This window comes from Vibrio sp. 1580 (assembly GCF_033340055.1).
In genome coordinates this window covers 1-500 of record NZ_JAWOVT010000826.1, presented here as the reverse complement: position 1 = coordinate 500, position 500 = coordinate 1, and the positions used below count along the sequence as shown (strand labels likewise).

The 500-nt window shown below is 48.6% G+C and carries 1 protein-coding gene; it reads right to left on the bottom strand.

Features of this window, described 5'->3' with window-relative positions:
* Positions 1-500: phosphoenolpyruvate carboxykinase (ATP) (locus tag R7093_RS28595; RefSeq protein WP_318147458.1), on the bottom strand; the 500-nt coding region annotated here is incomplete at both ends.

The following is a 500-nucleotide window of genomic DNA, read 5'->3' as shown; positions in this document are numbered from 1 at the left end:
CTCTGGAGTCAACTTAGACACTGGAGGTAGCACGCCAAATGCGTCTGCCGATAGGAAGATCACTTTGTTTGCGTGACCGCCTTTTGATACTGGCTTAACGATGTTTTCGATGTGGTAGATAGGGTAAGAAACACGTGTGTTTTCTGTCTTAGAGCCGTCATCAAAATCGATAGAGCCGTCGCTACGAACCGTTACGTTTTCTAGCAGCGCATCACGGCGGATCGCGTTGTAGATGTCTGGCTCCGCTTCTTTCGATAGCTTGATGGTTTTCGCGTAACAACCGCCTTCGAAGTTGAAGACACCATCGTCATCCCAGCCGTGCTCATCATCACCAATTAGAGCGCGTTTAGGGTCGGTAGAGAGTGTTGTTTTACCTGTACCAGATAGGCCGAAGAATACTGCTACGTCGCCATCTTTGCCCATGTTGGCACTACAGTGCATCGAAGCGATGTCTTTCAGAGGAAGGAAGTAGTTCATCATCGCGAACATACCTTTCTTCA